The following is a 2,039-nucleotide window of genomic DNA, read 5'->3' as shown; positions in this document are numbered from 1 at the left end:
GAAGGCGGTAGTCGCAAAGGTAATAATCCGCGGCGCAAAGTGCCGGACTTGCCAGCGCTTCCTCGGCGGAATGGAAGATCAGCACCCGAAAGCCTTGCGTTTCGAAAGCGAGTGTTATTGCTTTGGCGAGATCGGGATCATCCTCAATGATCAGGATCCGTTTCCGAGGCGACAGGTCGCGGATATTTCTGGCCGTGTTCGCTGTCGTCAACGCACCGTCTTCGGTTCGGCTATCCACGCGCAGAGCTACGCTGAATTCGAATACCGATCCCCGTCCCAGCTCCGAGCGACAACGGATTTCGGTATCCAGCAATCGGGCCAAGCGTTTGCTGATGGATAGCCCCAGGCCGACGCCTTTCGCTCGATCCCGCTCCGGATTGTTGATCTGGACGTATTCGTCGAAGACGGTATTCAGGGCTTGCCGGGGGATGCCAATCCCGGTGTCCCAGACCTGAATCAGCGCCCGGTTGCCTCGGCGGCGGACGGCAATCAGCATGCGGCCCCGTTCTGTAAATTTCACGGCATTGCCGACCAGATTGCGCAGCAAGTTCATCAATAGCTGCTGATCGGTAAACAGCAGCGAACAGCGGTGCGACCGATGCAGATTCAGCCGCAACTGCTTGGCGGCCGCCAAAGACGAGAATTCCTCGGCGATTGTACCGAGTAAGTCCTCGGTACGGACCGGCTCCGGGGTCGCCTGGATATTGCCGGTCTCGAGCTCGGACATGTCAAGCAATTGGTTGAGGATGTCGCCGAGGGCCCTGGAGGAATGCGATAACTGCTGGACGATGTCTTGTTGCGTATCGCTCAGGCCATTGGCTTTCAACACTTCGATCAGTAACAGGATGACCTGGAGCGGCTGACGCAAGTCGTGGCTGGCCGCGGCTAGGAAGCGGGTCTTGGCCCGATTGGCCTGCTCGGCATGCTGCTGAGCTTTCACCAGCGCCGCTTCGACTTGTTTCAGATCGGTGATGTCCTGTACCGTCCCGACGGCGCTAAGCCATTGTCCTTGCTGATCGAATTCGAGTTCGGCCAAGGCGCGGATCCAGCGGATTTCCCCCCGCACCAAGATGCGGTAGATCACGTCGTACGGCGCTCCCTGCAATGCCGCGAACCAGGCGGCTTCGGCTTTGTCCCTGTCTTCGGGATGGACCCGCGCGAACCAGACATCGACCGTCGCAACGTGATTATCGTCAAGGTCGAACAGGCGGGCGGTTTCTTGGGTGATCTTGAACACGTCGCTGTTAACGTCCATCTGGAAACTGCCAATGCGGCCGACCGCTTGGGCTCGCTGCAATTGGGCCTCGCTTTCGCGCAAGCCGTTCTCTATTTCCTTCAGGCGGGTGATATCCCTGCCCACCGACTGGATTTCCTTCAGCTGGCCGCCGGCGTCGTAGATACCCCGGTTCACGAATTGCATCCAGCGCAGCGCCCCTCCCGCAACAAATACCCGATTCTCAACGAACACAACCCGGTGGTCGGGCGACATTCGACTCAATCTGGCTTCGATCATCGCCAGATCGGCCGGATGCGCAACCGGCTGCCAGCGTTGGCCGATCAGTTCCTGGCGGGTTTTCCCGAACAAGCGGCAATAGACGTCATTCACGAAGACGAAGGTGCCGTCGGGCGAGATGCGGCTTATGACCTCGGTTTGGTCTTCCACCACCATCCGGTAGCGCGATTCGCTCTCCTCGAGCAACTGGCGCGTTTGGTGGCTCGCGGTTCGGTCGACAATCGCGCCCACCGCCATATCGGGGTGACCGGTGAGGTGGGAGACGTTGAATTCGTACCAACCCACGCTGCCGTCCTTGCGTTTTTGCGGAAAGCTGCCGTTATAGGATTGCTGTTGTTCGATCAGCGCATACGCCTCCCTGCCGAATGCATCGTAGCTCTCCTGATCTACGAACAGAATTCGGGTGGGTTGCCCTATCAATTCGTTCCGATCGTAACCGAACATGGCATGCATGGCCCGATTGGCCCAGACAATATGTCCTTCCTTGACCATAATGAGCGCAATGGAATAACTCTCGAGGATTGCG

General features: G+C 58.5%; 1 protein-coding gene. It reads right to left on the bottom strand.

Annotation, left to right across the window (positions count from 1 at the left end; all coding sequences use genetic code 11):
* Positions 1 to 2,005: PAS domain S-box protein (locus AC3B8H_RS20670; protein WP_488443400.1), on the bottom strand; the 2,005-nt coding region annotated here is incomplete at its 3' end.
* Positions 2,006 to 2,039: the final 34 nt, after the last annotated feature.

Source organism: Methylomonas sp. BG-2 (genome assembly GCF_057766305.1).
Note: the sequence above shows the minus strand (reverse complement) of the source record. Positions and strands in the feature narration are given on the sequence as shown.